The following is a 5,262-nucleotide window of genomic DNA, read 5'->3' on the forward strand; positions in this document are numbered from 1 at the left end:
GGATGTGGCTGTGCACGGTGCGTATTTCGTCCGTCGATACGCCGGGCAGCACCATCAGCTGAAAACGGATCGGCATGAAGTATTCGGCGATGATGTGCAGCCGCGACTCCGGCAGGAGGTGATGGATATCGGCGACTCGGCCCGCGATCGTGTTTTCAATCGGGATCATCGCAATATCGGCATCACCGTTGTCGACCGCCATGAAGGCGTCTTCAAATGTCTGGCAAGGCAACGGCTCCATTGTCGGGAACATGTCACGGCAGGCCATGTCGGAATTCGCGCCGAATTCGCCTTGAAACGAGATTCGATTGGTCTTGATGTTCATGACGATGTCCTTCATGCCTTCCTTGCCGAGAGTATGCGCCGGGCTTTTTCGAGATCGGCCGGCGTATCGACCCCAAGCGGAACGGTTTTAACGATCTCCACGTCTATGCGCATGCCGGCTTCGAGCGCGCGAAGCTGCTCCAAGGATTCGCGCTTCTCAAGGGCCGACGGTCCGAGCGAGACGAATTTCTCGAGCACAGCCCGGCGATAGGCATAGAGGCCGATATGGTGATAGAGCGGCCCTTGGCCATAGGGTGCTGTCGCGCGGGTGAAATAGAGCGCATGAAGACGCGTTTCGGAGAGCGGAGACCCCACGACCTTGACAACATTCGGATTGGTCCTCTCTTCCTCATCAGTGATCTCGACGGTGAGCGTCGCGATGTCGACGGTCTCCTCATCCAACGGGCGCAATGCAGCGCGGATCGTTTCGGGATCGATGGTCGGTAGATCACCTTGGACGTTGACGACGATCCTGGCGCGCGCGTCCGGGTCGACCTTGTGCAAGGCCTCGAAAATGCGATCGGAGCCGGATTGATGATCTTTGCGGGTCATAACGACTTCAAAGCCGGCCTTCGAAACCGCCTCGAAAACCTCCTCGTCGTCGACCGCGATGACGACGCGGCCGATCTCCGCTTCCTTCGCCCGCAATGCCACCTGGACGATCATCGGCAATCCGCAAATATCGGCCAGCGGCTTGCCGGGAAGGCGGGTGGACGCCATGCGGGCGGGGATCAGAACCAGCACGTCATCTAAATTTGAAGCAGTCATCGTTCGGACCTTCTATTCCAGGCGGGAAAGTGTCAAAAAGGCTCACGTACAAGACCATTTAGACAGTTGCAACGAACTGCCAAAAGACATAGGTTCCGCGCGATTTCAAGAAGGGGACTATTCAGGGTCTGCCGACTGCACGGGGAGCATTGCAGATGAATTCTTATGTCAATATGGGCGTTGGGGCGCTGCTCGGAACGATTTTCGTCCTGATGTCGGTGTCGATCGCGTCCGAAGGGATCTTCCACTCCGAAGCGCCGGAGAAGGAAGGTTTCGCCATCGTTGCGCAAGAGGCACCCGCTGCCGGCGGTGGCGAGGCTGCACCTGCAGCAGCTGTGGTTCCGATCGCCAAGCTTCTTGCCAGCGCCGATGCCAAGGCCGGCGAAACGGTATTCAAGAAGTGTCAGTCCTGTCATGACGTGACCAAGGGAGGGCCAAACAAAGTCGGCTCGACCCTCTATGGTCTCGTCGCTCGTCCGATCGCTTCGCTTGAGGGCTTCGCCTATTCCTCCCCCATGAAGGATTTCTCCAAGGGCGGCAGCGAAAAGTGGACCTTCGATCACCTGAACCACTTCCTGCTGGCCCCGAAAAAGCAGGTTCCGGGCACGGCCATGGGCTTTGCCGGTCTGCCGAAGGAACAGGACCGCGCGAACGTGATCCTTTACTTGCACACGCTGGCAGACGCACCGGTTCCGTTGCCGGATCCGAACGCGCCCGACACCGTTACGCAGTAATCGTGCAAAGCTTTCCGACGAAATCGCAAGCCCGGCCGACGCCGGGCTTTTTTGTTGCGATCAGGCGCCGAGCAGGGAGGCCCAGAGCGAAACCGAAATGGCGCCGAGTGCCGTCGTGACCGTGATGGTGGAGGCCGCGAGGCTGTGGCCGACGCCGAAACGGTTGGCGATCAGCCAGGCGTTGACACCGGTGGGAACAGCGGCGATCAGCACCAGCGCCGCGGTCCAACTGCCGGTCAATCCAACCAGATGGCTTGCGGCCCAGACGCAGCATGGAAGCAACACCAGTTTGAAGGCAGATGTGACGCTGGCAATGCCGACATTGCCGGAAACGCCATACTTCTCGAGCGCCATGCCCAGAGAGACCAGGGCCACAGGCCCGGCAACGCCCGCCAGTTGGTCGACAATGGACGCCACCGGCAGCGGCATTGGAACACCTGCAAGGTGAACCGCGGCACCTGCGACAAGGCCGATAACGAGCGGATTGCGAACAAGGTTGAGACCAATCTGGCGAAAGAGTTTCAGCATGCTGCGTTCGCCTTTGCCCGCAATCTTCCGCTCCGCCCGCTCCATCATGATCGTGCCGATGACCATCATGACCGGCAGATGCACGGCGATGAGGATGGAAAGCGGCACAAGGCCCTCATCGCCGACCGTGCGTTGAACAAGCGGCAGACCGACGAAGATCGTATTGGCGAATGCCGACGAAACGCCGGCAAGCACGCCGATGCGATCATCCCGGCCAAAAAGACGGGTCGCTGCGATATGGCCCGCCGTCCAGGTCACCGCAACGCCGGAGAAATAAGCGATCCAGAGACGAAACGGCGAAGCGCCATGAAAATCCGCTTCGGCAATCGTGCGGAAAAGGAGCAGTGGGACGGCAATCTTGAAAACGAAATCGCTCAAGGCGTCGCCGACATCTGCCTTCATCAGTCCAGTTTTGACGATCAGCCAGCCGATCAGAATCATGATGAAGATGGGAAGGACGTCAAAAATGATGGCTATCATGCGGAGGGATGCCTTGCGCGGGGATACCCTGCTCTAGCAGCAAAACTTCTTCGTTGACAAATGGATTGGCAAAAGCGGCGCGCAAAGAACCGGACCACAGAAACAAAAAAAGCGGGCACTGCCCGCTTTTCCGCATCCGGACTGGCCGGACACCCGGTTCCGGTGCTGCCAGTTCATCCGTGGTCAGCGCCTGCTCCGGTAGAGGCGAAGGGCATCATCCCCTTCTCATCCGGCCGCAACCCAAAGGCTGCTCATGCCGGCCTGCTTGTGATCGTGTCTAAAAGCTCAAGGTGACAACGGCATGACGGATCGACGGCATGTGCGAAGAAATGGGCCGTTGGCGGCGTTTTTTCTTCCAAAGCCCGGAAATTCCGGTAAGACCGGATCCCGGCTATCATCTAATCCGGAACCTTCCCTTTCATGACAAAATTCGATGTTCTGACTGTCGGCAACGCCATCGTCGATATCATCGCGCGCTGCAACGACCAGTTCCTCATTGACAACAACATCACAAAGGCGGCGATGAACCTTATCGATGCCGCCCGCGCCGAACTTCTCTATTCGCGCATGGGGCCGGCACTCGAAGCTTCAGGCGGCAGCGCCGGCAATACGGCAGCGGGCGTTGCAAGCCTCGGCGGCAGGGCCGCCTATTTCGGCAAGGTAGCGGAGGATCAGCTCGGCGAGATTTTCGCCCACGACATCCGGGCACAGGGCGTACATTACCAGACGAAACCAAAGGGCACGTTCCCACCGACCGCGCGCTCGATGATCTTCGTCACGGATGACGGCGAACGCTCGATGAATACCTATCTCGGCGCCTGCGTCGAACTCGGCCCGGAGGATGTCGAGCCCGAGGTCGTGGCACAAGCCAAGGTGACGTACTTCGAAGGCTATCTCTGGGATCCGCCGCGCGCCAAGGAAGCGATCCGCGAATGCGCCCGCATCGCCCATGAGAACGGCCGCGAAGTCTCCATGACGCTTTCGGACAGCTTCTGCGTCGATCGCTACCGCGCGGAGTTCCTCGACCTCATGCGCTCCGGCACTGTCGACATCGTGTTTGCCAACCGGCAGGAAGTACTCGCGCTCTATGAGACGGACGATTTCGAGGTGGCGCTCAACAAGATCGCCAAGGATTGCAAGATCGCGGCCGTGACGATGAGCGAAAACGGCGCCGTGATGCTGAAGGGCAACGAGCGCTGGTATGTCGATGCGATCCGCATCAAGGAAGTGGTCGATACGACCGGTGCCGGCGACCTCTTCGCTTCAGGTTTCCTCTATGGTTACACGCAGGGACGGACGCTGGAAGATTGCGGCAAGCTTGGCTGCCTTGCTGCTGGGATCGTCATTCAGCAGATCGGACCGCGGCCGATGAGATCGCTTTCCGAAGCCGCCCGCGACGCGCAGCTTATTTGAAAGCTTCGCCCGGGTAAGCGCCCCAGATTTCCGACTGCGCCACCCAACCTTCGGCGCTGTCGGCTTCGGCATGACACCAATCGCCATTGCATTCGGCGATATGGATCATCACACCCGGCTCCAGCTTGGCAACCACGGTCGCTGACGACTGCGGCTCACGGCGCATGTTGACATAGACGAACTTGCCCTTGCCCTTCATCCACGGTGCGGCAATCGCCGCGCGCTGGCCCGACAGCAGGGATTGGTTGACCCACCCTTCCGTGCCATCCGCATCGCGGATACGGCGCCAGTTGTCGTATTCCTGGATGATTTCGACCGGCAGGCCGGCTTTCAGATACATCCACGACGCGGCATAATCCGTTCCCGGGCCGATGCGCAGATTGACGCGCTTGGACTTCAGCGAGACGAACCGTGGAAGCGGCAGGCCGCTCGGGCCCTTTGCCACCTGCGCATATGCGGGTTCGACGGCTTCCCCCGCAAACATCAGACCAACCGCAAAGACGAGGCAGACCTTCAAATATTTTCCACGCATGGAGATTTCCGTTCGCTCAAGTACGCCAGCAGATCCAGCCTGCTTGCCGCCGGGCTTTGACATTCACCTAACGCTACCCGCGAGTTTTGTTTGTCTTCGCGTGTGGGTCTGGTAGAAAATGCCCGAGACGGGAAAATTATCCCCCGTCTTGGTTAAAGACCTCTGAACAAGGCATGGCCGGCCGCGATGACATCAAAGAAAAAACCGAAGGTTTACATCACCCGGAAACTGCCGGATGCGGTGGAAACCCGCATGCGGGAACTTTTCGACGCCGAGCTCAATATCGATGATTCGCCACGCTCCGCCTCTGAACTCATCGAGGCCGTAAAGACAGCCGAGGTCCTGGTGCCGACGGTGACGGACCGCATCGATGCCGCTCTTATCGAGCAGTCCGGGCCGCAAATGAAGCTGATAGCGAGCTTTTCGAACGGCACCGACCACATCGACGTCGAGGCGGCGGCCCGCAGGGGCATTACCGTCCCC

At 59.4% G+C, this 5,262-nt stretch carries 6 protein-coding genes and 1 pseudogene; 3 read left to right on the forward strand and 4 right to left on the reverse strand.

What is annotated here, in order from left to right:
- Both C9413_RS27150 and C9413_RS27155 read right to left on the reverse strand, forming a co-directional pair.
- A partial coding sequence (locus tag C9413_RS27150; protein ID WP_281408685.1) for a prephenate dehydratase domain-containing protein occupies nucleotides 1-325 on the reverse strand: 325 nt, incomplete at its 3' end.
- An 11-nt stretch (nucleotides 326-336) separates the two neighbouring features.
- Nucleotides 337-1,092 (reverse strand): 3-deoxy-manno-octulosonate cytidylyltransferase, encoded by a 756-nt coding sequence (locus C9413_RS27155; RefSeq protein ID WP_039843493.1) that lies wholly within the window; start codon nucleotides 1,090-1,092, stop codon nucleotides 337-339.
- A 155-nt stretch (nucleotides 1,093-1,247) separates the two neighbouring features.
- On the opposite strand from C9413_RS27155, the gene C9413_RS27160 reads away from it, so the two are divergent.
- Nucleotides 1,248-1,826 carry a cytochrome c family protein gene (locus C9413_RS27160; RefSeq protein WP_170251157.1) on the forward strand — a complete coding sequence of 193 codons (579 nt, stop codon included), beginning with the start codon at nucleotides 1,248-1,250 and terminating at the stop codon, nucleotides 1,824-1,826.
- Between the two features lie 60 nt (nucleotides 1,827-1,886).
- Here the strand turns inward: C9413_RS27160 and C9413_RS27165 are convergent, their stop codons facing one another.
- Nucleotides 1,887-2,834, reverse strand: coding sequence for an AEC family transporter (locus C9413_RS27165; protein WP_170251158.1), 948 nt, complete (start codon nucleotides 2,832-2,834; stop codon nucleotides 1,887-1,889).
- A 420-nt stretch (nucleotides 2,835-3,254) separates the two neighbouring features.
- Here C9413_RS27165 and C9413_RS27170 point away from each other — a divergent pair, with 420 nt between their 5' ends.
- Entirely contained in the window at nucleotides 3,255-4,247 is a 993-nt protein-coding gene (locus C9413_RS27170; protein WP_039843490.1) for an adenosine kinase, read from the forward strand.
- Here C9413_RS27170 and C9413_RS27175 read toward each other — a convergent pair.
- A complete protein-coding gene (locus C9413_RS27175; protein WP_039846559.1) occupies nucleotides 4,240-4,779 on the reverse strand; it encodes an SH3 domain-containing protein in 540 nt (179 codons plus the stop codon). The genes C9413_RS27170 and C9413_RS27175 overlap by 8 nt on opposite strands.
- Nucleotides 4,780-4,965: 186 nt before the next feature.
- Here C9413_RS27175 and C9413_RS27180 point away from each other — a divergent pair.
- Nucleotides 4,966-5,262, forward strand: a pseudogene (locus C9413_RS27180) (D-glycerate dehydrogenase); the annotation flags it as partial.

It is taken from the genome of Rhizobium sp. SEMIA 4085, from assembly GCF_013004495.1.
Lineage (GTDB): Bacteria > Pseudomonadota > Alphaproteobacteria > Rhizobiales > Rhizobiaceae > Rhizobium > Rhizobium gallicum.

Coding starts and splice junctions, on each gene's coding strand:
- C9413_RS27155 (WP_039843493.1), bottom strand. CDS start 1,092: ATGACTGCTTCAAATTTAGATGACGTGCTGGTTCTGATCCCCGCCCGC.
- C9413_RS27160 (WP_170251157.1), top strand. CDS start 1,248: ATGAATTCTTATGTCAATATGGGCGTTGGGGCGCTGCTCGGAACGATT.
- C9413_RS27165 (WP_170251158.1), bottom strand. CDS start 2,834: ATGATAGCCATCATTTTTGACGTCCTTCCCATCTTCATCATGATTCTG.
- C9413_RS27170 (WP_039843490.1), top strand. CDS start 3,255: ATGACAAAATTCGATGTTCTGACTGTCGGCAACGCCATCGTCGATATC.
- C9413_RS27175 (WP_039846559.1), bottom strand. CDS start 4,779: ATGCGTGGAAAATATTTGAAGGTCTGCCTCGTCTTTGCGGTTGGTCTG.